The organism is Acinetobacter sp. YH12132 (genome assembly GCF_013418645.1).
Taxonomy (GTDB): Bacteria; Pseudomonadota; Gammaproteobacteria; order Pseudomonadales; family Moraxellaceae; genus Acinetobacter; species Acinetobacter indicus.
Genome location: NZ_VPBR01000005.1, coordinates 17,736 through 40,830, shown reverse-complemented (window position 1 = coordinate 40,830; position 23,095 = coordinate 17,736). Strand labels below are relative to the sequence as shown.

Sequence of the window (23,095 nt, the reverse complement as noted above, 5' to 3'; positions counted from 1 at the left end):
GTAATCACTGATGGCAATATCGAGTTTTGGCAAAATTTTGATGGTTCTGAATTTATTTTCAGTGTCACGTCCGGTGATTAATGTCGATATGATCAGTGAAGAACTGGGCCTGTCCAAACCGACCAGCTACCGCTATTTAAAAGAACTGGTTTCGGCCGAATTATTGCAGCGTTTAAGTGGGACTTCGGGCGATTACACCCTCGGCTCGAAAATTGCAGTGCTGGATTATATTTCCCGCACCACCGATCCACTGGTGCAAATCAGCATTCCGTTTATGCAGGATATTGTGCAGCGTACCGAATTTTGCTGCGTACTGACCTATCTGAATCAGGATGCCTGTATCGACCTGCATGATGAAGTATTCCAGCATATGAATCTGCTGTCCTATGGCCGCGGCTGCCCACGTCCGGTGTATATGGGTTCGTCACCGAAAATCATGCTGGCGCATTTACCAAAACAGAAAATGCTGAATTATTATCAGCGTTTTGCCGTGCAGTTCCGTCAGTCCGGTTTTGCCCAGGATGAAGCCGAGTTCATCAGCAAAATGAAAAAGATCAAAAAACAGGGCTATTACTATTCTAGTGGTGAACTGGAACCGCAACTGGCCGGCTTGTCGGTGCCGATCAGACTCTCCAATAAAACAGCACCATTCACCCTGACCTTACTGGCCTCCAAAAACCGCTTTGAATTTGTCAATGTCGAAAAGCTGATTGCCATTTTGCAGGAAAATGCCGCGCTGATTGAACAGAAAGTTGAAAGTCTGAATCCACATACCTAGATTGATCTTTATCAAAATACAGCTGTTAAGATCAGCGTGGTGAGATAAATCTCTGCCCTGCCCGGCCTTTGGATCACAACCAGCATTAGAGTGGATAAAAATAGCGAAAGGTTAAATTGATTCGCGGCGTCACCACACGGCTGGATTTGGGCAGGCTGTGCTTCCAGTAGCGCTGGGTCTGCCCACGCATCACAATTAATTGACCACTCTGTAGCAGCAGCTCGACTTTTGCTGCGCTGTGTTTGTGCTTAAAGCTAAATTTACGGGTTGCACCCAGACTTAAAGAAGCAATCACCGTTTCTGCACCCGGAGATGCGACCAGACTCGGTTCATCATCACTGTGCCAGCCCAGTCCCTGACTGCCATCTGCATATAAATTGGCTAAACAGGAATTAAATGGATGTCCCACGATCTGTTCAATCTGCTGTTTTAACTGCCACAAAGCCGGATGCCAACGCTGCGCCTGCTTCAAACTGCCCGAATAACGATACTGATAATACTCATCACCATACCAGGCAATTTTCCGCGCGGTGACATAATGTTTGCCAAATAAGGTGACTTCATCGGCTTGCCAGGCCAGCTGCTGTAAACATTGCTGCAAGTAAGCGTGACTGTCCTCAGCGGACAGAATCAGCCCATAATCCTGCACGATCCCCTCATAGGGCAACAGATTCTGCCGTGGCTCGGGCGGAAACAGTTCCAGATTCATTGTGGCGTTTTCCTGCGAAGCGGAACTTCAGTTTAAACCCAAAACGGCTTCACAAATCAAAACATTCTCTGTGCTTGTGAGCCACGCCAAATCGACATAGACTGAAAAACAGGTTTTAGAATAAAAAATAATTGCTTATGAACTTATGGCAGCTCTTTCAGAAGCTCAAGCCCTTTGTGCGGCCGTATCGGCTGCTGGTGATTGCCACGCTGATTCTGACTTTAATTGGTTCTCTGACCGCACAGGTCAATGCCCTGACCCTGCAATATGCCGTCGACAGCATTAACCGGCTGGTAGAAGCCGGTCAGGGGCTGGCTGAAGGCTGGCAGATTCTGATAACCATTAGCGCCATTTTACTGGGCAAGGAAATCATTAATGCCTTTGTCCAATTCGGGCAGAAATTTTATGGTGAAAAACTGCGGATTTTTGTGTCGCAGGATTTGGCTCAAGGCATTATTGAGAAGTTCCTGACTTACCGGCTGGCGTTTTTTAATCAGGATAACAATCAGGCCGGCAAGCTGCAAACCCGGATTGACCGCGGCATTGGCTCCCTCACCCGGCTGGTACAAATCTTTTTTATTGATATTTTACCGTTATTTACCAGCGCGATTATTGCCTTAGGGCTGATGTACTGGGCCAATTTCTATGTCGGACTGGTGGCCTCGGCCATTGTGCCCATTTACTTCTGGCTGACCTATAAACAGGCCCAGAAACTTGGCAGCTGGCGCCGCAATTTACGTGATGGCCGCGAACGGAAAAGCCAGGGTATTCTGAGTATTATCAACTCGATTACCGTGATCAAATCCTTTAACCGGGAACATATCGAATCGGACAAACAGCTAAAACTGCAAAAGGAACTGACCGATAACCAGATGCATACCCGGCAGACCAGCTTCCTGTTTGATGGCCTGAAAACCTTTATTGAACAGATCGGAATTGTACTGATTATTATCCTGACTGCCTATTTTGTGCTGGATGGCCAGATGAGTATCGGCATGATCATGTATCACGTGCTACTGTTTAATAACGTGTCGGCACCAATCCGTTCACTGCACCGGATTTATGATGAAGTGAATGATGCCATGATCTACTCGGAAAGCTTTTTCCAGATTCTGGAGGCCGATGATGAAATTGAAGCCAGCGGTGCACAAAAACCGGCAATTCGTGGGCAATTCAATTTAAGCGGGGTCGAGTTTTATTATCCGAACGGGCATCATGCCTTAAAAAATATCGAGATGTGCATTCAGCCCAACAAGATTACCGCACTGGTCGGCCTGTCCGGTGCAGGGAAATCGACCCTGATCAGCCTGCTGGATAAATTCTATGAACCACAGCAGGGCAGCATTCAGTTAGATGGAGTGGATTTAAAAGACATCGACACCCAATACCTGCGTGACCATATCGGGCTGGTGCTGCAAAAAAACCATATTTTCCAGGGCAGTATTTTTGACAATATCCGCTATGGCAAAACCGATGCTTCTCAGGAAGAAGTGATACAGGCCGCCCAGAAAGCCTCGATTCATGAGCAGATTTTGCAGCTCCCGCAAGGCTATGACAGTGATGCCCTGATGCTCTCGGGCGGTCAGCAGCAGCGGATTGCACTGGCGCGGATGTTCCTGAAAAATCCACCGATTATTTTTCTGGATGAACCAACCGCCAGTCTGGATGCCATTGCCACCGAGCAGATCAAGCAGAGTCTGGATGAAATTAAACAGGGCCGTACCGTGGTGATTATCTCACACAGTCTGTCGCAGATTATTGATGCCGATTACACCTATGTCATGAAAGAAGGCGCGATTGCCGAACACGGCGAACATGACACGCTGTACCATCAGGACGGTGTCTATAAAGAAATTTTTGATGCGATGGCCAAAAGCCTGAATATTGAAAAGATTGCCAGAACCTTTGAAGATGATGCAGAAGAAGAAACCCATAGTTAAACCACAATCCGGTTAAAGATGAAGGAATGATTCTGTATTTTTTAATCCATAAAAAAAGCTCCTGTACAGGAGCTTTTTTGCCTTAAGGCTGTTTTAAATATGGCCAGGCGGCTTTTAAATAAATAAACATCGACCACAAAGTCAGCACCACCGCAGTATAGAGCAAGGCATAACCAAGCAATTCCAGTGGCTCCCAGTTCAGCAAGAACACGGAAATCGCAATCATCTGAAACGCAGTTTTATATTTCCCGACGGTAGAGACCGCCACGCTGGTACGCGCGCCGAGTTCTGCCATCCATTCACGCAAGGCCGACACGGTAATTTCACGTGAAATAATTACAATCGCGGCAAAGGCCATGGAAATGGTCGGCTGCCATTGCACCAAGACAATCAGGGCGGCTGCCACCATCAGTTTATCCGCCACCGGATCCAGGAAACGGCCAAAGGCTGAGGTCTGGTTTAAGGTTCGTGCCAGATAGCCATCAAACCAGTCAGTGACGGCAGCAATCACAAAAATAGCGGTCAGAATCAGATGCCGGGTCATCCCTGCATCATGATCATGGATTCCCATGGCAGGCGGCCAGTAGGCCACCAATAAAAATACGGGAATTAAGGCTATACGCGCTAAAGTTAAAATATTTGGAATGTTCAGGATTCGACCTGTTGTCATAGACACCGCCAATGCTTCCCCGTTATGCACGAGCTAAATGCACATATTTTTTGAGGGTTTATCCATCGTTAATAGGCTTCACTTTATACGAAATGGCAGAAAGTGTCACTAGGCAAAGACCGTTACGGTTTGCCGCGAAATGGCAATCAGCCGGTTTTCAGCATCCCAAAGATGCGCCGTTTCAGTAGAATAGCCATCTGCCGCATGCTCAGTAATCACTTTATATTTAAACCAATCATGCACTTGGTGGCGGATCGGATGCACATAAGTAATATGCCAGGTCAGCGAACTGGCCGGTGACAAGGTTTTAAATAAAGGCAGTACACCCGGTGGCCAAATGTCCATCAGTGTGACCAGATCGGCCACAGTAAAGTCGCGGTTGGCATGTTTTTCTGGCGTATAGCGGCACCAGCCACCAAAATCGGACTGCTGGCTGCCGGTACACGGATAATCGCCTTCGGCCCAGCACACCTCAAACTGCTGATAACATTCCGGCATCAGCTGATGCACCGGTAAATAGTTAAGCTGCGCTGGTGCAGGATAATCCGGCGCCACCGGTTCCTGCTGTACCTGAATAGTGGACTCACGCGCCGCGCCAAAGCTGGCCAGCAAGATGCTTTGTACCGCATCATCCTGCCATAAGCGCACTTCCAGCGTGGTCACCGACTTGCCCTGTCGCAAAATTTCTGCACTGATTCTGGCCCGGCCTTCCCGTACCGGCCCGACAAAGGTCACCGATGCACTGAGCAGGCGTTTATCCGGGTCGGCAAGCACCGAAAGGGCTTTCTGCATCATCAGTCCGGCCACCAGTCCGCCATAGATGGTTCGACCCTGTAACCAGCCTGTTGGAATCTGAATCCATTCATCCTGCTCGATTGCGGCAAATACAGAACGCAGCGACATATATTTTCCTTTTTATTGAGTGCGCTTCATCTTGCAGCTTTTCAGTGTGGATGTGAATGGTCAATCGTATACTGGCCAGTGACTATTTTTGCCAATAGGTCAAATATGCCGGACTTATTCGTGCAGAATTTTATAGATGGTCCGCGCCATGACCTGCCCCAGTCCCGGTACCAGCATCAGGTCTTTTTCCGAGGCTTTTAGCACGCCCTGAATCCCGCCAAAATGGGTCAGCAAATCACGGCGGCGTTTTGGTCCCAGGCCGGGAATCACTTCCAGCACCGAACTGCCACGTTTTTTATCACGTTTGGCCCGATGCCGGGTAATGGCAAAACGGTGCGCTTCATCCCGTACCTGCTGAATCAGATGCAGAGCTTTATGATCTTCCGGCAGCTGGATTTTGCTGCCATCGGTAAAATGCAAGGTTTCCAGTCCGGGTTTACGCCCCTCGCCTTTGGACACGCCGACCATAAAGGCTTCCAGTCCCAGTTCCTGCATCACTTCCATCGCCATATGCAGCTGGCCTTTACCGCCATCAATCAGCAGCAAATCCGGCAGCATGGCTTTTTTATAACGTCGGGTCAGGGCCTGACGCATTGCGGCATAGTCATCGCCTTCGGTAATGTCATTGATGGAAAACTGGCGATAATCGCGTTTGCGCGCACCGCCCGAATCAAACACCACACAAGACGCCACGGTCGCTTCGCCCATGGTGTGGGAAATATCAAAACATTCAATCCGGTCAATAGGACGCCCCACCACCTGCTCCAGCTGATGAAAACGCTCATTCAACTCGAAGTGATTGGCCAGCTTGCCTTTAATCGCGTGTTGCACGTTCATTTGTGCCAGTTCTTGCCATTCGGCCCGGGTTTCGCGGACTTTGTGCTTGATCTGGACTTTCTGCTGAAACTGCTGCTGTAGCGCCTGCTCCAGCTCTTTGGCATCTGGCAGTTCTATATTGACAATCAGCTCGGCCGGTACTTCATCGGCGACCTGAAAATAGAAGTTGGCGATAAAATCGGACAGCATCTGGCCCTGATCATCTCCGAGCATATCCGGAAAATAGCTTTTCCCGCCCAGCATCTTGCCATTGCGCACATGCATAATCTGCACACAGGTCACCCCGGCCTGATAGGCAATTGCCAGAATATCGGCTTCGCCTTTGACCTTATAAATCGCCTGCTGTGCCTGTACATCGCGCAGCAAGGCCATCCGGTCCCGATAAAACACTGCTTTTTCAAATTCCAGTGCTTCGGCCGCGGCTTCCATTTTGGCAATCAGTTCCTGATTCAGTTCACGGGTATCGCCCTGTAAAAAGCGGATCGAGTTCTGCACATCTTCCTGGTAGGCTTCCGGTGAAATCAGCCCGACACAGGGCGCCGAACAGCGTTTGATCTGGTATTGCAAGCAGGGACGTTTGCGCTGGGAAAAATAGCTGTTTTCGCACTGGCGCACATTAAACAACTTTTGCAGCACGATTAAAGTATCACGGGCGTTGTAGGCACTTGGATAAGGCCCGAAAAATTTACCGACCTGATGCTTGCCTTTGCCACGGCCACTGGCAATCCGCGGATAAGGCTTGTCACTGGAGACAAAAATATAGACATAAGATTTGTCATCGCGCAGCATGATGTTATACGGCGGCCGATGCAGCTTGATCAGGTTCTGTTCCAGCAGCAAGGCTTCGGTTTCAGAGCGTACCACCAGCGTTTCAATATCATAAATCCGCGCCACCAGCGCCTGGGTTTTCGGATGTTCGATGGTTTTTACGAAATAGCTGGACACGCGATTTTTAAGATTCTTGGCCTTGCCCACATATAACAGTTCCCCATCTTTACCCAGCATGCGGTAAATACCGGGTAAGGTGGTCATATTGGCCAGAATTTTGACAATATGTTCGCGTGCGTTTTCGTTCACATTCAGCCTATTTATCGATCTCGTCTGCTCTAGCATGATGTGATGGTGATTCTGCTATTTTCAAGCATTGCCGCGCAAGCATGCCGGCAGAAATGACATGATTGCTACAAAGTCTTAGTGCCACAGACAAATTTTGCTATGCTGAACTGCTTGTCCCGCTCAGGATTCAGTTTATGCACACCGTCCACTCTGCCATGCATATTATTCAGCCGACCACCTCAACACATGCGACATCGGAAAAAGACCGCCTGATTGGCAAACCGCGCTTTCATTTTGAACCGCGTGAAGTGATGCAGCTGCTCAGAACCCGGATTATTGGACAGGACACAGCCTTAAATGAAATTGAAAAAATGCTGCATGTGGTCAAGGCAGATTTTTCCAGCCCGGAACGTCCGCTGTCGGTGACGCTAATGCTGGGGCCAACTGGCGTCGGTAAAACTGAAACTGTCCGGCTGATCAGTGAAGCGATTTATGGCCGCCCGGATGCTTTTTGCCGGATTGATATGAACACGCTGGCACAGGAACATTATGCAGCAGCACTCACCGGTGCACCGCCGGGCTATGTTGGCTCCAAAGAAGGCCATAGCCTGTTTGATGAAACTGCGATTGCAGGCAGTCACACCCGCCCCGGCATTGTGCTGTTTGATGAACTGGAAAAAGCCTCGACTGAAGTACTGCGCGGGCTAATGAATGTGCTGGACACCGGCAAACTGACCCTGACTTCTGGCACCAAAACCATCGACTTTCGCAATTGCATGATTTTCATGACCAGTAATGTCGGTGCCCAAGCTGCGCAGCAATATCTGGACAAGCTGAATCTGTTCCCGAAAAAAATGCAGGACCTCTGTCTAAAACGTCTGCCGGCCAGACAGATTATTGAAAAGGTGATGCAGCGCCGTTTTGATCCGGAATTTCTCAACCGGATTGACCGGACCCTGCATTATGCGCCGGTCCAGGAAAATGCCCTGCCGCAACTGGTCGAGATTGAACTGGAAAAACTGAACAAACGCCTGCAGCATCAGAAACGTCAGGTGCAGCTGACCGATGCCGCCAAGGCTTATTTTTATCAAGGACATGATATTCGCTATGGCGCCCGGCATTTGGGCCGCCGCATGCGCACCGAACTGGAACCGATTCTGGCGCTGTATTTCCTCAGTCATCCTGAGCAGCTTAGTCTGTGTCTGGACTGTCAGGATCAGCAGCTGTTGATTCAGCCGGACCCAGCGACCAGCACTGAATCAGGACGATAAAGGCTGTTTAATCGCGGCGCAGAATTGCTCCGGATGCCGCGGCGACACCAGCACAAACTTGTTCACGCCATCTTGCTGATAGTCAATCTTTAAGCGTTTTAAGGACATGGCCGGAGATGCCACCGAGTTATTGGTCGATGATACTTTTTGAATCTGCGCCAATGGGATGCGCCAGCTTAAAAACAGGCAGCGGATGGTCAGGCAGTCTTCGCTCACACGATAGCGGGTATTCCACACCGGCCACCAGATCACCACAATGGTCAGCAGATACACCGCAGTATGCACCGGATACGCTTGCATGGTACCTTTGGCCTGCATGGTCAGCAACAATTGCACCAGCAGCCCAGTCATACAGATCAGAAAAGCCAGCACCCACCAGTCAATTTTGGAACGAAATTTCTGCATTATTTTCCCCTTTACTGTCTGTATCTTACACAAAATTTATGGGGGCTGCTGTATTCCGCCGTGCAGAAAAAAACGCCCATGTGGGCGTTTGGGTTGGAGTGCAAAAGATCAGCATGTCATCTTAAAACAGATAAGGCCGGATAAAAATCAGGAAGAATAGCCCCAACATCAGCACCCATTTTAAAATGTAATATAGGGTCCGGTTTCTGGCTTTCAGGGCCTTGGCTTGAATCCGGATCTGATAAACATAGGCAAAGACTTTATTCAGGCCGCCAGTGCGGTCCCCGACTTCATTGGGCGAGCTGGCCGCCGTCATCACCTTTTTACCAAACCAGTGATTAAACTTTTGCATCCAACGGGTAGTTAACGGCCGCTCGACATCGGCAAAGAAAATAATCCGGTTTTGCGTAGTGCCATTTTCAGCATAGTGAATATAGGTTTCATCAAATACCACACTTTCACCATCACGCCATGAATAGCGCTGGCCATCGACATCAATAAAACAGCGCTCATCATTCGGGGTCATTAGGCCCAAATGATAACGCAGCGAACCGGCATAAGGATCGCGATGCCGGACCAGGCGGCTGTCCGGTGCCAGTTCGGTAAACATTGCCGCTTTGATACTTGGCAAGGTTTTTAATAAAGCCGTGGTTTTCGGGCACAGCTCGGCCGCAGAAGGATGCGCGGTGTCATACCATTTCAGGTAAAAGCGTTTCCAGCCGGTTTTAAAGAAAGAGTTAAACCCCAGATCATCATATTTGCTGGAGGCCTTGATGCCGCCTTGTTCATACAGCGCTTTGGCCTCATCGCGAATCATCTCCCAATGTTCATCCAGCACTTTTAAATCCTGAAAATGCTGGGTGTCGATATAGGGCTGATTCGGTACGCGTGAAAAACGGTACATCAGAAAATTAATCGGGGCGAACAGGGTCGAATGGTCAAAGAACTGTCGATAAAACGAATGCCGAACTTTGCCGCGTTGCTGGATATAAAACGCTGAAATGACAAAGATGGCCAGAATAATCCACTTAAGCATAGCAACATCCGGGAAATTGCCGCCCTGTACAGGGACGACAGACAAGCCAAAATATCGGCGAGCATAACAAATTTAGCCAGGCCAATCAGCCGGTCGTTTAAGACACAGCGTTGCAAAACTGGCGCTGTTCAGGTACCTGTACTGCCCTGCCCATTCACACGAATTGACTTTTTTGACCAAAACACCACAACTCCGGCATAGGCAGCGCCAGCTTTTTCCGTTATAAACAGAGGGCAACTGCGCCAAAAAAGTAAAACTGAAACAAGTACTTCATTGGCTTTTAAGCGAAATAAGCAGGAGAAGAAAGGGAACAAGACCTTGATTGGGCATAGAAAAATTGATGACCCTAGCGTCACGGCTTGATACAACTTGTTATGTTCTTTTTCGATATAGTTATCGTAAGATTAGCGAGGCATAGAAGTGTGCGGGAAATGCACACTCGCTTCACAACATCAACTTAGAAATCCTCCAAAATAAAGGAGATCAGGCATGATCCACGCTGGCAATGCCATTACCGTCCAAATGCTTTCGGACGGAATTGCAGAATTCCGCTTTGACTTACAAGATGAGTCGGTCAACAAATTTAACCGTGCAACGATTGAAGATTTTAAAGCTGCAATTGACGCTGTCAAAGCCAATAGTGAAATTAAAGGCTTGGTGGTCACTTCAGGTAAATCGACCTTCATCGTGGGTGCAGATATCACTGAGTTTGGTGAAAACTTCGCACAAGGCGAACAAGCAATTGTGGAATGGGCGTTGCCTGTTCACGACATCTTCAATGCTTTTGAAGATCTAGATATTCCTAAAGTCGCTGCCATTAATGGTATGGCGCTGGGTGGAGGTTTTGAAATGTGTCTGGTCTGTGACTACCGTGTCATGTCCGAACAGGCGCAAGTCGGCCTGCCAGAAATCAAGCTGGGAATCTTCCCAGGCTTTGGTGGTACAGTACGTTTAAGTCGTTTAATCGGGATCGACAATGCGGTGGAATGGATGGCAATGGCCAATCCGAAAAAACCAGCCGCAGCATTAAAAGATGGTGCAGTAGATGCCGTTGTTGCCGCAGACAAACTGACTGAAGCCGCAGTTGATCTGGCTAAACAGGCAGCAGCTGGCCGTCTGGACTGGAAAGCCAAGCGTCAGGAAAAACTCGATCCGGTGAAATTGAACCCGCTGGAACAGATGATGGCGTTCAACACGGCGAAAGGTGCGGTATTAGCCAAAGCGAATCCTGCACAATACCCAGCACCAAAACTCATGCTGGATTCTTTACAAGCTGGTGCAAGCTTGCCACGTAATGACGCACTCAAAGCAGAAGCTGAAGGCTTTGCTAAAGCTGCTGTAACGCCTCAAGCAGGTGCGTTGATTGGTTTGTTTATCAACGACCAAGTGGTGAAAAAGACCTCGAAAAAATATGAAAAAGGTGCACATCCTGTGAACCAAGCGGCTGTACTCGGCGCGGGTATCATGGGCGGTGGTATTGCTTACCAAGCGGCAAGCAAAGGCACCCCAATTATCATGAAAGACATCGGCAACCCACAATTAGCATTAGGGATGTCTGAAGCAAACAAATTGCTGACCAAGCAAGTTGAACGTAAAAAAATGACACCTGCCAAAATGGGTGAAACTTTGGCACGTATCCGCCCAACTTTAAGCTATGACGAGTTTAAAGAAGTGGATATCGTGATTGAAGCCGTGACTGAAAATCCGAAAGTCAAAGGCATCGTACTGAAAGAAACTGAAGCCAAAGTTCGTGAAAACACGATCATTGCCTCGAATACGTCTACAATTTCGATCACGCGTCTGGCTGAAAATCTGGAACGTCCAGAAAACTTCGTGGGGATGCACTTCTTTAACCCGGTACATATGATGCCACTGGTAGAAGTGATCCGTGGTGAGAAAACTTCTGCTGAAGCCATTGCGACGACGGTTGTTCTTGCACAGAAAATGGGTAAAACCCCAATCGTGGTCAATGACTGCCCAGGCTTCCTGGTGAACCGCGTCTTGTTCCCTTACTTCGGTGCATTTGATCTGTTACTGAAAGATGGTGCGGACTTCCAGCAAATCGACAAAGTCATGGAAAAATTCGGCTGGCCAATGGGTCCTGCTTACCTGATGGACGTGGTTGGTATCGACACTGGCGTTCACGGTGCAGAAGTTATGGCAGAAGGTTTCCCTGACCGCATGAAGCCAGACTATAAAGGCTCAATCCAAGTCATGTACGAAAACAAACGTCTTGGTCAAAAAAATGACGTAGGTTTCTACAAATATGAATTGGATCGCAAAGGCAAAAAAGCCAAAGTGGTTGATCCAACTGCATACGAGCTTGTGGCATCTGTGGCAACATCTGAAAAACGCGAATTTGATGCACAAGAAATCATTGACCGTATGATGTTGGCGTTCTGTAACGAAACTGTTCGTTGCTTAGAAGACAATATCGTGGCAACACCATCTGAAGCAGACATGGCGATGATTATGGGTGTAGGTTTCCCTCCATTCCGTGGTGGCCCATGCCGTTACATCGACCAAACAGGTGTTGCTGAATACGTTGCGCTTTGCGACAAGTATGCACACTTAGGAAAAGCTTATGAAGCGCCACAAATGTTGCGTGACATGGCTGCTAACAACAAAAAATTCTACGGTTAAGGAGCAACGTGAATGGCTACTTTAAATCCACGTGACGTTGTCATCGTTGATGGCGTACGTTCTGCAATGGGTAAAACCAAAAACGGTATGTTCCGCAATGTACGTGCTGACAGTCTATCGGCTGAATTGGTTCGTGCTTTAGTTGCTCGTAACCAGTTTGATGTCAACGAAGTTGAAGATGTAATCTGGGGCTGTGTGAACCAAACCCTAGAACAAGGCATGAACATTGGTCGTAATATTGCATTACTGGCTGATCTTCCAAAAACAGTAGCGGGTCAAACCGTAAACCGTCTGTGTGGTTCTTCAATGCAAGCAATCCACACGGCTGCAGCACAAATTGCAACCAATCAGGGTGATATTTTCATCATTGGTGGTGTAGAGCACATGGGCCATGTGGGCATGATGCATGGTATCGACATCAACCCTGCTGCATCGAAGCACTATGCTAAAGCATCAAACATGATGGGCTTAACTGCTGAAATGTTGGGTCGCATGAACGGTATTTCGCGTGAAGAGCAAGATGCTTTTGGTGTGGAATCACACCGTCGTGCATGGGCTGCAACACAAGAAGGTCGTTTTAAAAACGAAATCATTGGCATTGAAGGTCATGACGCAAATGGCTTTAAACAGCTATGCGACATCGACGAAGTGATCCGTCCAGATGCCAACCTTGAGGCGTTCCAAGCTTTACGTCCTGTATTTGACCCGAAAGGCGGTACGGTCACTGCGGCAACATCTTCAGCATTGTCTGATGGTGCATCTGCGATGTTGCTTATGTCTGCTGAACGTGCACAAGCTTTAGGTTTAAAACCACGTGCGGTGATTCGCTCTATGGCAGTTGCAGGCTGCGATGCAGCAATCATGGGTTATGGCCCTGTACCTGCAACTCAAAAAGCGCTTAAACGTGCTGGCTTGTCAATTGCAGACATTCAAACCTTTGAATTGAACGAAGCGTTTGCTGCACAAGGTTTGTCTGTTCTTAAAGGCTTAGGCATCTATGATCAGCAAGATCGTGTGAACTTGAACGGTGGTGCAATTGCACTTGGTCACCCATTGGGTTGTTCAGGTGCGCGTATCACCACCACATTGCTGAACGTGATGGAACAACAAGACACGCAAATCGGTCTAGCAACCATGTGTATCGGTCTTGGTCAAGGTATCGCGACAATTATCGAACGCGTTTAATCTTTAAATACTTAGATAAAAAAATCCCCGTTTGATACGGGGATTTTTTATATTCGCGAAAATTATTCAAAACAAAACGCCCCATGTGCTACATCGGGCATTTTTAAATTGCATCTCAATCACGACTGAAGCAAGCTTCAGCTCATCGCCTTAATGTTCGGGCTTGGCCACTGTGGTTAACACTGGCTCAACCGTTGTCCTTTTACCAAAATGAAGATGGTTAAACAGGATATTCAGGAAAATCGCCATCACACAGGTCGAGCTAATGCCCGAATGGAACAGGGTTTTAAACCAGGTTGGAAACTGGGCATAGAAGGAATGATCAATAATTGGAATCATCCCGGCGGCTAAAGACGTTGCCACAATAATCAGGTTTTTCTGATCGCTATAGTCCAGTTTAGATAAAGTACGAATTCCGCTGGCCGCCACTGTACCAAATAGGACCAGACCAGCGCCGCCTAATACCGGCGTAGGAATGGAAGCAATAATACGGCCCATAATCGGTAGCAGGCCCAAGATCACCAGAATCAGGCCACCGGCAGCTACCACAAAGCGGCTTTTCACACCGGTAATCGCCACCAACCCCACATTCTGAGCAAAGGCACTTTGCATAAAGGTGCCAAAGAAGGGCGCTACTGCTGAGGAAATCATATCGGCGCGCAAGCCATTGGCAATACGCTTGTCATCGACTTTGGCACCGACAATATCTCCCACTGCAATAATATCGGCCGTGGTTTCAGTTAACACCACCACCATCACAATGGTCATGGCCAGAATTGCAGACAGATGAAAAGTCGGTGCGCCAAAAGCCAAAAAGTCAGGAAAGGCAAACCAGGCACCCTCACCCACTTTGGAAAAATCGCCAAAACCCAAGACATAGGCCAGAATCGAACCGATCAGAATCGCCAGTAAAATTCCGGTACGGCGAATGGTTTCAGAACCAAAACGGCTTAAAAGCAGCAAAATCCCCAGGGTCATGGCGGCCAGACCAATATTTTGCATAGAACCCCAGTCGGGTGCATTGCTATTGCCGCCCATAATCCAGCGCACAGCCACCGGCAATAAAGACAGGCCGATGATGGTAATCACACAGCCGGTCACCACCGGTGGAAAGAAACGGATAATCTTGGCAAAAAATGGCGCCAGCAATAACCCGATTAAGGAGGAGGCAATCACCGCGCCCAGAATGGCATTAAAACCGCCACCCGTGGTGGCAATACCCACCATGGTGGCTACGCCGGCAAAGGACACGCCTTGTACCAGTGGCAAGCGTGCCCCGAAATATTTCACCCCCAAGGTTTGTAACAGGGTCGCCAGTCCGCCCATAAATAATGAGGCAGTAATCAAAATCCCGATTTGCGCAGCAGTTAAACCGGCCGCTGTGCCGACAATTAATGGCGGTGCCACAATACCGCCATACATGGTTAATACATGCTGTAAGCCATAAGTCAGGCTTTTTCCTGTCCCTAAAAATTCATCTTCGGGCGAAATATTCTGTTTGCTCGTTGTCATATGTAGCCCCACGCCGCAGCTTAGTGATGCTTTTCTCTGAAGCCATCCTTAAAAATATACTGGCCCTTGCCTGCATGTTGCAGACAAGCGCGATTCCTGCGGGATTGGAGCAATTACTATGCCATTTTAAAAAATCTGCCGGATTTTGCTGGTAAATCGGCACCAACATGAGGAGGAGATGAACTAGTTAAAAACAAGAAAGAATAGAAAGATAATTTCTTAAATTTTAGAATTTTATCAATTACTTATACCAATATTTTTTCATTCATAATTTTATTCTTTTCCTCTTTTTAAATGGATCACGCACGATGCTGTCCATGTATATAACTCGTAGCCATCCACACCCTTAAAAAGCGCTAGAGGCTGTACACTCACAGTGCATTTTCACAGCCATCGCGGCCAGCAGCAGCACTAAAATATGTCCTGAGCCTGTGGCCAGGTGATCATTAAGAATGCACCTTGCATCTGCCGATACTGCCCCATGACGGTGTTGGGGCAGTATTAAGCTTTGGCTTAAAACAGGTGCAAGAAGTTGAGCTGTTACTTACAGTTTTTCAGCCAATGCCTGCTGATGCGCCTGGATAATCTCCTGCATTTGCTGATTCAGCTTGAGCATGTCCTGATAGGCCTGATTAAACTGTTTCAGGCCTGCATCTTCATAGAACATAAACAGGTTGTTTTTCATTTCCCAGCGATTATTTTTTAGAATCCCAAGCAGCACATAGGCCTGACTCAGGCTCTGTTTTTCCAGCTCAAACAGCACTGTGCCTTCATCATTCTGGCGGCTTTCCAGCAGAGATTCACTTAACTGACGGCGTAGATGCGATTTAATCGGTAATTCTTCAATTTGGGCCAGCGCCTGAGCTTCATGTTCAGTCAGATGCTCCTGATACAGCTCCATCATGGCTTTGACCTGTGACAGCATCGCTTCAGTTTCAGCATAGTCCTGTTTTTTATCTTCATTCAGGCGTTTAATATCCAGAAACTGATCCCATTGCAGCGCTTTCAGCTCACGTAAATAGCTGTTACGCGCTTCGGCACTTTGCACCAGATGGCTAATCACAAATTCAGCCATCAGGGCATAATCACCGCTTAAACGCGGATCGGACGGATCAACCTGAATCGGGGTCGACCAATCCTGCGCCTGTACATAAATCTGCTCGGCCTTGTCATACAGTACGTTCTGATATTCGTGTAATTGGGTCAGTTCTTTTTGTTGTGCCTGATATTGATAAAACATCAATCCAAACACGGCACAGGTCACGAGGACGATGATCCACACTATACGTCGCATATCCTGTCCTCTTGTTGTATTTCTCGTTATCATAACGCTTTGTTGTTGTATCGCCTGTTTTTTAGACAAAATTATTCAACAAAGCACACAAAAGATCAAACAATAAAAATGACTTAAGTGATTTATTTTATTCAGCTAATTTTTTATTGTTTAGCTTATTTTCAAAAAATATAAAGTGATGAGGATGAAAAATACGGTTTGCTGGCGGCAAAGTACCCATCTCGGCTTTAATTCAGGCAAATCATCCCCATCAATAGTTGAAAACAAGGCAAAGAGAATATTCATGCGTGTAGATATCTGGTCCGATGTGGTCTGCCCTTTCTGTTATATCGGCAAAAAACGTCTTGAAGCCGCGGCAGCACAGGTCGGCGTAGAACTTGAGGTGCACTGGCACAGCTTCCAGCTTGACCCGGAGGCACCGGAACGTCAGGAAATTTCCAACTCTGAACGTCTGGCACAAAAATATGGCCGTACCTTGGCAGAAGTAGAAGACATGCAGCGCAATATTGCCAGCATGGCTGCTGAAGAAGGCATCCAGTTTAACTGGGAACAGGCCAATTCCGGCAATACCTTGAATGCCCACCGTCTGATTCATCTGGCGCAAAGCAAAGGCTTGGGCAATGAAGCCAAAGAGGCTTTTTTCTACAGCTATATGACCCAAGGTCTGGCTATTGGCGAACGCGAAACGCTGGAAGATGTCGCTGCACGTATCGGTTTAAACCCGGTGGAAGTCGATGATGTGCTCGATTCCGATGCCTATGCCGATTTTGTGAAATTTGATCAGGATGTAGCACGTGATCAGCTTAAAGTGACGGGCGTACCCTTTTTTGTATTTGACCAGCGCGTTGCTTTAGCCGGTGCCCAGCCACGGGAAGTGTTTGAACAGGTGCTGAAAAAAGCTTTGGAAACACCTACAGACAACGGCGCGCAATGTCAGGATGACCAGTGCGATGTACCGGAACAATAAGCAGTTACATCCTTAAGCATCGCTGCCATAAAAAATCCCCTTACGGGGATTTTTTTCTATGTACTTTATTCCACCAGGAAACTGATTTTTAAATTAACCCGATACTCGGTAATCTTATTGTCCTTAATCACCACTTTCTGTTCATTAATCCAGGCACCCTGCAGGTTTTTGACTGTTTCACCGACTTTGGCAATGCCGCTTTGAATGGCATCTTCAAAACTTTTATTACTGCTGGCATTCACTTCTACTACTTTTGCAATCGCCATGATTGATCCCTCAGTGTTGGTATAAACGTTCATCTTAGAATAAAAAATAGACAATAAAAGAGCGCTTAACCATACCGCGTCAAAAACTTACATCTCTATACAGATCAAGGGATTTGTACAGAGATGACGCATGGATGGGGCAAAAAATCTGGAGATTTTTTCATCTTAAAACAGGATGATCTCGTTCTTGTAAAAATCATCATTAATTTAAATCTTGTAGCTAAATGATTAGAGCAATTATTCTAATTTATTGTTTTTAAATGTTATTTTTTAACAAAAAGTCTTAAACTTGCCGATATGATCATTTTCTCTCAATCACAACGCGCTATCATAGCTGTTGTTTGAATACACTCTCCCACGATGACTTTTCTCCCAAGTCATCCTTTTTTTGTGAAGGTAAGATTGATGAACGTTTTAAAAGCGCTTGGCCTGTTTATGGTCACCCTGTATGCAGCCAATGTATCAGCAGAAATGGTTTATGTACCAAGCTTCCCGACTGAAAAAGCCCACACTGAAACCGTGAGCAACGATCAGCCTGCAAGCGCTGAACAGAACAAAGAAGCTTAAGCACTTCTTTAAATACAAGCAGACCTCAGGTCTGCTTTTTTTATTGCGGTTTAGAACAATTCTGCGGCTGACACCTGATCCGACCGGACAATTTGAGACTGACATTTTTTGTCAATTCGGCAGCATGATCTGTTTATTCTCTGATTTAACTGAAATTTATCTAAAAAATTTTTTAATATTTCTTATATTGAAATCCCAATTTCTGTCATAAATGCCTAAAAATCCACAAAAGCTGACATTTTTTTTCATGTAATTTTTAGTGAAATACCTATAATCAAAGTGATCCAAAACAATTATTTAAGTACAGGTTGATGAGAGAGCAATGCACGAACTTCAAGCCCTGATTCAGAGAAAAATTTCTCCACAAGAGATTAATGTAGAAAATCTGGTGGCGCTGGCGGAACATTATTCACAGCCGCATTCTGCCGAATACAAATTGGTTGAACTGGCCCTGAATATTGTCCTGGCCAGTTATCTGGAAAAAGCACAACAACTGGTTTAAGTTTCCACCATGAATACTTTAGAAAAATCCCGGCTGATTAAAGAACTGCACGACCTAACGGGCGCGCTGGAGCGCCGTTCCTTGAGTCTGTATGAAACCGCCAAGGCCAAAAGCCGGATTAAAAGTATTTTTGTTGAATGCGACCAGCCTCTGTTTAAAAAGCAGATTCTGGCCTATAAGACACAGGTGCAGCCGGAACGTTCTGCCGAAGAATTTGCGCGTGACACCATTTATGCACGTTCTTTTCGGGGCGTGTTTCAGCAGGTCGAGGCGCTAGAACAAGCTTTATATACCCAGCCCGATTCAGGTTGGGCTATCTTGTATCAGCCCGCCTCCGGCTGGCAAATCTGGCTGATTCCGGCACCCGCACGTACTGCCCTGCTCAGTGACTGGGGCAATCTGGAACAGGTCTATCGCTGGATGTTGCAACAGCAGCATCAGTATCGCAGTCTGCACACCGATCTGGAATTACTTAACCAGCAAAACTATGCCGCAACGCAGGCCTTTCAGCATACCGTCGCAGTACGTACAGCTGTAGCGATAGAACCTGAAGCAGCAGCTCAGCAACTCAAGCCTACCAAAGCCGCACCTGTTCAGCCTGAACAGCAAGCAGAGTCTAGCGCCCGTCATCTGCTGCTCAATCAGCTCAGCTGCCCGATTTCCGAATTACCCCTGGACCATCTGCCGGCGGAAAAACTGTGCCGGGTATTTTTACCAGCCCGGCCTGAAGTGATGCAGTATGCCGATGTGCTGGTTCATGATGCAGAGCAAGCGGCTCTGCTCAAACGCCCCGGTTATGTGGCCGAGCAGATCAATGCCCAAGGTCGTTTTATTAAATATCTGGTCTTGTTTGGCGCCTTGGATGCTATGCAGGCCACCCGTTTTGCCCATGCCTTTAGCCAGCAGCATGAACATGAAATTGCCGCAATCCGTGAAATAGACAGCGCTGTACTGGAAAGCCAGCTGTTTGCGCTGGACAGCCTGTTTCAGTGCTATCAACATGCCGAGCAGATGATCTGGCACAAAGAAGATTATTATCCGTTTATTCCGCTACAACTGATTCATACCCAGAAATTTATCCAGTTTGAGGAAACAGCAGCCACGCTGGCCACCCCGCTGATTTTATTAAAAGAGCGACAAAAAATTCGCCTGATTCATGGCCAGCAGCGTTTACAACTGGCTCGTACCGAACCGGCCTATCCCTATATTCTGCTCGATCGTCAGCAGGGCGTGAGCTGGCAAATTATTCAAAAAGTCTTGAATCACCTGCCTGCGCCGGTCGACCCTTTACGTCTGGTTCAGGCCATTCAACGGCTCACCGCCAGTTAATGTTTATGTTTTTGTAGCTGCATCTTGCTTTTCGCCTGAAGATTTTCAACACTAGCAAAAAGAGCTTAAAGATCAGTAAATAATGCCAAGAAAAGTACATTTTATAGCGCCATCATTATTATTATTTTGCCTGTTAGGCAGTGGATATACGGTTGCAGACAACAATACCAACCTGGAGACAGAACCGCAGACCGCACCACCAGGTTATGAGGTGCCACTGGTGCCCGAAAGTGAGGCGGGTAATGGTTTTTTCTATACCCTGCCGCGGCTGATTGATGCCACCCCGACCATTTTGCCGGAACAGTCGAATGAACCGATTGTGCCGCCCACGCATGAAACCGAAGAACAAAGCTGGGTAGACCGGCGCCAGAAGCAGATTCGCCATTGGGCAGACAATACCGCACATAAAATTGATAACTGGTTTGGAGAAACCAGCCCGGAGGAACCGGCCTCTGCGACCTTGCGTATTCTGGTCGACAGTCGCTGGAACAAATATGATGACTACGATATTAAACCGCGGGTACGTGGCCGGATTAAACTGCCGACGCTGGAACGCAAATTAAGTCTGGTCTTTGGTGATGACTCACTGGATAACGAACTGCAAAACAGTGTTGCCATTACCAATGAAAACCCCAGCAACAGCCCGGACAAAACCCTGGATGGTCGACGGGCACGTGAAGACAACAGCTCGCTGGCCTTACGCTGGTCTGACTTCACTGAACGCTTACCCTTTGAAACTGATGCCGACCTCGGGGTGCGTTCCGGTGATGATATTTATGCCCGTTTAAAAATTGCCAAGGACTGGGAACTGGTCAATGACTTTTCCTTTCATGCCGAGCAGATTTACCGTTACGGCCTCGACAGTGAAAACTATTTAAGAACCAACCTGGAACTCATTCATGCCCGGCCCGATCATCCGTTTTTAAGCAACCAGTTTAGCCTGACCTATGCCGATGAACAGGATGATGACCTCAGATGGGACAACTACAGCTTTAGACAGCACCAGTTCTTCCACGGCAACCGTTTTAACTACGGGCTCTACACCGGCGGTTATTATCATAATGATGATTTACGCCTGAACAGCTGGGGGCCATTTGTGTCCTGGCGTCAGCCGTTCTTGCGCGAATGGTTTTTTGTGCAGGGCGACCTGAATTACTATAATGATGACCGTGAAGACCGCAGCCATTACCCGAGTGTCTTGCTGCGTTTAGAAGCCCTGTTCTAAAGCCGTCAACAATATAATCGTGCATTAAAAAACCTCCCGCAGGAGGTTTTTTTAATAGGCTTATTTTAAGAGCAGACTGTTGATGCGTTTCAGGTACTCTGCCGGATTTTCTGGCAGTCCCCCTTCTGCAATCAGGGCCTGATCAAAAATCACATTGGCCAGATCATCAAACTGAGCCGAACCTTGCAGTTTTTGCACCAGTGGATGCTGCGGGTTAATTTCCAGAATCGGCTTCATTTCTGGCACCGGCTGACCAGCATCTTTCAGCATCCGGATCAGCTGTGGCGACAATTCCCCATCAGCCGTAACCAGACAGGCCGGAGAATCAACCAATCGTGTGGTCACGCGCACTTCTTTGGTTTTATCTTTCAGCGATTCAGACAGCTGCTCCACCACTGGCTTAAACTGCTCTGCCGCCTGTTCCAGTGCCTTCTTCTCTTCAGCATCTTGCAGATCGCCCAAATCGACCGCACCTTTAGACACGTTTTGCAGCGGTGTACCATCAAACTCATGTACGAAGTTCATGGCCCATTCATCAACACGTTCAGTCATCAGCAGGACTTCAATGCCTTTTTTCTTGAACAGCTCCAGCTGCGGCGAGTTCTTGGCCGCGGTCAGGCTATCTGCGGTTACATAGTAAATGGCTTTCTGGCCGTCCTGCATCCGCGCTTTGTAATCTGCCAGTGAGGTACTGACCTCATCCTGGGTGGAGGTCGCATAGCGTAATAATTTCAGGATACGCTCACGGTTACCAAAGTCTTCGCCCAGGCCTTCTTTTAAGACCGAACCAAATTCACGATAGAAAGTCTTGAAGTTGTTCTGGTCTTTTTCATCTTCAGATTTGGCCAGACCATCCAGCATGGTCAGCACACGGCGTGCGTTACCTTCACGTATGGTTTTCACATCGCGGCTTTCCTGTAGCAGTTCACGGCTGACGTTCAGCGGTAAATCGGCGCTATCCACCACACCCTGTACAAAGCGCAAATAGTTTGGAATCAGGTTGTCAGCATCATCCATAATAAACACGCGTTTGACATACAGCTTGATGCCAGCTTTGGCTTCGCGGGTAAAAATATCATGTGGTGCTTTTGGTGGAATATACAGCAACTGGGTATATTCGGTGCTGCCTTCGACACGGTTATGCGACCAGGCCAGCGGCGCTTCAAAATCATGGCTCAGGTTTTTATAAAACTCGATATACTGTTCTTCGCTAATCTCGTTTTTACTGCGGGTCCATAAAGCACTGGCCGAGTTAATCGCTTCCCATTCATCAGTTTTCACATACTGGCCGCCTTTTGGCTGTTCACCTTCCGCTACTTCCTCTTCCTGCCAGACTTCTTTTTGCATTTGAATGGGCAGGCTGATGTGATCAGAATATTTATTGATAATCTGCTTCACTTTATAGCTTTGCAGATAGTCCAACGCATCTTCACGTAAATGCAGGATGATGTCGGTGCCACGACCTTCCTTGTTGATTTGCTCGACTTCAAATTCACCGGTGCCACCGCTGATCCAGCGTACACCTTCCGATGCGTCCAGACCGGCACGGCGTGATTCTACGGTAATTTTATCGGCCACAATAAAGCCAGAGTAGAAACCCACCCCAAACTGGCCAATCAGCTGGGCATCGGCTTTTTGATCACCGGTCAGCTTGGACATAAAGTCTTTGGTGCCGGATTTGGCAATGGTCCCCAGGTTATCAATCGCTTCCTGCTGGCTTAAACCAATACCGTTATCGGAAATAGTCAGGGTATTGTTCTCTGCATCCAGACGCACACGCACGCGCAGGTCCGGATCATTTTCATAATATTCAGGATGGTTGATGCCTTCAAAACGCAATTTATCGCAGGCATCAGAGGCGTTAGAAATCAGTTCACGCAGAAAAATTTCAGGGTTGGAATAAAGAGAATGCGTCACCAAATGTAAAAGCTGAGCCACTTCAGCCTGGAAACTGTGTTTTTGTGCGCTTTGTTCGCTCATTCATCACTCCTTAAATTGAC

Annotated in this window: 19 protein-coding genes and 1 pseudogene; 10 read left to right on the top strand and 10 right to left on the bottom strand. The window is 47.5% G+C overall.

What is annotated here, in order from left to right; translation table 11 throughout:
• Positions 1–10: 10 nt before the first annotated feature.
• Positions 11–778, top strand: coding sequence for an IclR family transcriptional regulator (locus FTU67_RS07215; protein ID WP_016659660.1), 768 nt, complete (start codon positions 11–13; stop codon positions 776–778).
• A gap of 85 nt (positions 779–863) precedes the next feature.
• On the opposite strand, the gene FTU67_RS07210 is transcribed toward FTU67_RS07215, so the two are convergent.
• Positions 864–1,487 (bottom strand): alpha-ketoglutarate-dependent dioxygenase AlkB, encoded by a 624-nt coding sequence (locus FTU67_RS07210; protein ID WP_016659661.1) that lies wholly within the window; start codon positions 1,485–1,487, stop codon positions 864–866.
• Positions 1,488–1,624: 137 nt separating this feature from the next.
• Between FTU67_RS07210 and FTU67_RS07205 the strand changes: the two genes are divergently transcribed.
• Positions 1,625–3,427 carry an ABC transporter ATP-binding protein gene (locus tag FTU67_RS07205; protein WP_177155272.1) on the top strand — a complete coding sequence of 601 codons (1,803 nt, stop codon included), beginning with the start codon at positions 1,625–1,627 and terminating at the stop codon, positions 3,425–3,427.
• Positions 3,428–3,509: 82 nt separating this feature from the next.
• On the opposite strand, the gene pgsA is transcribed toward FTU67_RS07205, so the two are convergent.
• The 3 genes from pgsA to uvrC all read right to left on the bottom strand — a co-directional run bounded on the left by pgsA (position 3,510) and on the right by uvrC (position 6,914).
• On the bottom strand, positions 3,510–4,097 hold the full coding sequence (gene pgsA / locus FTU67_RS07200; RefSeq protein ID WP_034598126.1) for a CDP-diacylglycerol--glycerol-3-phosphate 3-phosphatidyltransferase: 588 nt from the start codon (positions 4,095–4,097) through the stop codon (positions 3,510–3,512).
• Positions 4,098–4,205: 108 nt separating this feature from the next.
• Positions 4,206–5,000 (bottom strand): thioesterase family protein, encoded by a 795-nt coding sequence (locus FTU67_RS07195; protein ID WP_180006873.1) that lies wholly within the window; start codon positions 4,998–5,000, stop codon positions 4,206–4,208.
• A gap of 114 nt (positions 5,001–5,114) precedes the next feature.
• On the bottom strand, positions 5,115–6,914 hold the full coding sequence (gene uvrC, locus FTU67_RS07190; RefSeq protein WP_168370328.1) for an excinuclease ABC subunit UvrC: 1,800 nt from the start codon (positions 6,912–6,914) through the stop codon (positions 5,115–5,117).
• A gap of 173 nt (positions 6,915–7,087) precedes the next feature.
• On the opposite strand from uvrC, the gene FTU67_RS07185 reads away from it, so the two are divergent.
• Positions 7,088–8,164: an AAA family ATPase gene (locus tag FTU67_RS07185; RefSeq protein ID WP_168370327.1), complete on the top strand. Its 1,077-nt coding sequence runs from the start codon at positions 7,088–7,090 to the stop codon at positions 8,162–8,164.
• Here the strand turns inward: FTU67_RS07185 and FTU67_RS07180 are convergent.
• Together FTU67_RS07180 and lpxO are read right to left on the bottom strand one after the other, a co-directional pair.
• Entirely contained in the window at positions 8,153–8,569 is a 417-nt protein-coding gene (locus tag FTU67_RS07180; protein WP_163143064.1) for a PH domain-containing protein, read from the bottom strand. The two genes, FTU67_RS07185 and FTU67_RS07180, sit on opposite strands and share 12 nt — an antisense overlap.
• Before the next feature lie 121 nt (positions 8,570–8,690).
• On the bottom strand, positions 8,691–9,605 hold the full coding sequence (gene lpxO / locus FTU67_RS07175) for a lipid A hydroxylase LpxO (RefSeq protein ID WP_075167599.1): 915 nt from the start codon (positions 9,603–9,605) through the stop codon (positions 8,691–8,693).
• Positions 9,606–10,094: 489 nt separating this feature from the next.
• Here lpxO and fadB point away from each other — a divergent pair, with 489 nt between their 5' ends.
• Together fadB and fadA are read left to right on the top strand one after the other, a co-directional pair.
• Entirely contained in the window at positions 10,095–12,248 is a 2,154-nt protein-coding gene (gene fadB, locus FTU67_RS07170; protein WP_168370326.1) for a fatty acid oxidation complex subunit alpha FadB, read from the top strand.
• A 12-nt stretch (positions 12,249–12,260) separates the two neighbouring features.
• The gene (gene fadA, locus FTU67_RS07165; RefSeq protein WP_004975824.1) at positions 12,261–13,433 is read left to right on the top strand and encodes an acetyl-CoA C-acyltransferase FadA; all 1,173 of its coding nucleotides are present in this window, start codon (positions 12,261–12,263) and stop codon (positions 13,431–13,433) included.
• A 150-nt stretch (positions 13,434–13,583) separates the two neighbouring features.
• Here the strand turns inward: fadA and FTU67_RS07160 are convergent, their stop codons facing one another.
• The gene (locus FTU67_RS07160; RefSeq protein WP_168370325.1) at positions 13,584–14,945 is read right to left on the bottom strand and encodes a nucleobase:cation symporter-2 family protein; all 1,362 of its coding nucleotides are present in this window, start codon (positions 14,943–14,945) and stop codon (positions 13,584–13,586) included.
• A 544-nt stretch (positions 14,946–15,489) separates the two neighbouring features.
• Complete coding sequence (locus FTU67_RS07155; protein ID WP_168370324.1) at positions 15,490–16,239, bottom strand: hypothetical protein; 750 nt, start codon at positions 16,237–16,239, stop codon at positions 15,490–15,492.
• Positions 16,240–16,522: 283 nt separating this feature from the next.
• On the opposite strand from FTU67_RS07155, the gene FTU67_RS07150 reads away from it, so the two are divergent.
• On the top strand, positions 16,523–17,206 hold the full coding sequence (locus tag FTU67_RS07150) for a DsbA family oxidoreductase (protein ID WP_160241685.1): 684 nt from the start codon (positions 16,523–16,525) through the stop codon (positions 17,204–17,206).
• A gap of 65 nt (positions 17,207–17,271) precedes the next feature.
• Here FTU67_RS07150 and FTU67_RS07145 read toward each other — a convergent pair whose 3' ends face one another.
• Entirely contained in the window at positions 17,272–17,472 is a 201-nt protein-coding gene (locus FTU67_RS07145; protein WP_005181715.1) for a dodecin family protein, read from the bottom strand.
• 405 nt (positions 17,473–17,877) lie between these two features.
• Between FTU67_RS07145 and FTU67_RS07140 the strand changes: the two genes are divergently transcribed.
• From FTU67_RS07140 to FTU67_RS07125, 4 genes and pseudogenes are all read left to right on the top strand, one after another.
• A complete protein-coding gene (locus FTU67_RS07140) occupies positions 17,878–18,039 on the top strand; it encodes a hypothetical protein (RefSeq protein WP_168369786.1) in 162 nt (53 codons plus the stop codon).
• Positions 18,040–18,361: 322 nt separating this feature from the next.
• Entirely contained in the window at positions 18,362–18,541 is a 180-nt protein-coding gene (locus FTU67_RS07135; RefSeq protein WP_005181710.1) for a hypothetical protein, read from the top strand.
• Between the two features lie 9 nt (positions 18,542–18,550).
• Complete coding sequence (locus tag FTU67_RS07130; RefSeq protein WP_168370323.1) at positions 18,551–19,870, top strand: hypothetical protein; 1,320 nt, start codon at positions 18,551–18,553, stop codon at positions 19,868–19,870.
• Between the two features lie 262 nt (positions 19,871–20,132).
• Positions 20,133–21,095 (top strand): annotated as a pseudogene (locus FTU67_RS07125) (hypothetical protein); the annotation flags it as partial.
• Positions 21,096–21,155: 60 nt separating this feature from the next.
• On the opposite strand, the gene htpG reads toward FTU67_RS07125, so the two are convergent.
• Complete coding sequence (gene htpG, locus FTU67_RS07120; RefSeq protein WP_005181707.1) at positions 21,156–23,075, bottom strand: molecular chaperone HtpG; 1,920 nt, start codon at positions 23,073–23,075, stop codon at positions 21,156–21,158.
• Positions 23,076–23,095 lie beyond the last annotated feature (20 nt).

What these genes read in the sequence shown, in the direction of transcription:
- FTU67_RS07215 (WP_016659660.1), top strand. Translation starts at nt 11, where the DNA reads ATGGCAATATCGAGTTTTGGCAAAATTTTGATGGTTCTGAATTTATTT.
- FTU67_RS07210 (WP_016659661.1), bottom strand. Translation starts at nt 1,487, where the DNA reads ATGAATCTGGAACTGTTTCCGCCCGAGCCACGGCAGAATCTGTTGCCC.
- FTU67_RS07205 (WP_177155272.1), top strand. Translation starts at nt 1,625, where the DNA reads ATGAACTTATGGCAGCTCTTTCAGAAGCTCAAGCCCTTTGTGCGGCCG.
- pgsA (WP_034598126.1), bottom strand. Translation starts at nt 4,097, where the DNA reads ATGACAACAGGTCGAATCCTGAACATTCCAAATATTTTAACTTTAGCG.
- FTU67_RS07195 (WP_180006873.1), bottom strand. Translation starts at nt 5,000, where the DNA reads ATGTCGCTGCGTTCTGTATTTGCCGCAATCGAGCAGGATGAATGGATT.
- FTU67_RS07185 (WP_168370327.1), top strand. Translation starts at nt 7,088, where the DNA reads ATGCACACCGTCCACTCTGCCATGCATATTATTCAGCCGACCACCTCA.
- FTU67_RS07180 (WP_163143064.1), bottom strand. Translation starts at nt 8,569, where the DNA reads ATGCAGAAATTTCGTTCCAAAATTGACTGGTGGGTGCTGGCTTTTCTG.
- lpxO (WP_075167599.1), bottom strand. Translation starts at nt 9,605, where the DNA reads ATGCTTAAGTGGATTATTCTGGCCATCTTTGTCATTTCAGCGTTTTAT.
- fadB (WP_168370326.1), top strand. Translation starts at nt 10,095, where the DNA reads ATGATCCACGCTGGCAATGCCATTACCGTCCAAATGCTTTCGGACGGA.
- fadA (WP_004975824.1), top strand. Translation starts at nt 12,261, where the DNA reads ATGGCTACTTTAAATCCACGTGACGTTGTCATCGTTGATGGCGTACGT.
- FTU67_RS07160 (WP_168370325.1), bottom strand. Translation starts at nt 14,945, where the DNA reads ATGACAACGAGCAAACAGAATATTTCGCCCGAAGATGAATTTTTAGGG.
- FTU67_RS07155 (WP_168370324.1), bottom strand. Translation starts at nt 16,239, where the DNA reads ATGCGACGTATAGTGTGGATCATCGTCCTCGTGACCTGTGCCGTGTTT.
- FTU67_RS07150 (WP_160241685.1), top strand. Translation starts at nt 16,523, where the DNA reads ATGCGTGTAGATATCTGGTCCGATGTGGTCTGCCCTTTCTGTTATATC.
- FTU67_RS07145 (WP_005181715.1), bottom strand. Translation starts at nt 17,472, where the DNA reads ATGGCGATTGCAAAAGTAGTAGAAGTGAATGCCAGCAGTAATAAAAGT.
- FTU67_RS07140 (WP_168369786.1), top strand. Translation starts at nt 17,878, where the DNA reads ATGAACGTTTTAAAAGCGCTTGGCCTGTTTATGGTCACCCTGTATGCA.
- FTU67_RS07135 (WP_005181710.1), top strand. Translation starts at nt 18,362, where the DNA reads ATGCACGAACTTCAAGCCCTGATTCAGAGAAAAATTTCTCCACAAGAG.
- FTU67_RS07130 (WP_168370323.1), top strand. Translation starts at nt 18,551, where the DNA reads ATGAATACTTTAGAAAAATCCCGGCTGATTAAAGAACTGCACGACCTA.
- htpG (WP_005181707.1), bottom strand. Translation starts at nt 23,075, where the DNA reads ATGAGCGAACAAAGCGCACAAAAACACAGTTTCCAGGCTGAAGTGGCT.